We start from the raw sequence: 231 nt of genomic DNA on the forward strand, positions 1-231 counted from the left end.
CGCTGAGTATTCAAAAAGCGTTAGCAATTGACGCCAAAGTTGAAAGTGGAACTATTCAAGATGTTAAACACATTGTGATTTTGACTCAGGAAAACCGTTCATTTGATAATTATTTTGGAACACTAAAAGGTGTACGTGGCTTCGGTGACCGTTTTACCATTCCTATGACAGAAGGCCGAAAGGTTTGGGAACAATATGATGCGAATAAGAAGAAAGTATTGCCATACCACT

Annotated in this window: 1 protein-coding gene; it reads left to right on the forward strand. The window is 38.5% G+C overall.

All coding sequences use genetic code 11. The annotated features are described in order from the left end of the window. The coding region (locus tag M2D63_RS26205) for an alkaline phosphatase family protein (protein ID WP_285865935.1) at window positions 1–231 on the forward strand (231 nt) is incomplete at both ends.

The sequence above is a fragment of the Pseudomonas sp. BJa5 genome (assembly GCF_030272875.2).
Lineage (GTDB): Bacteria > Pseudomonadota > Gammaproteobacteria > Pseudomonadales > Pseudomonadaceae > Aquipseudomonas.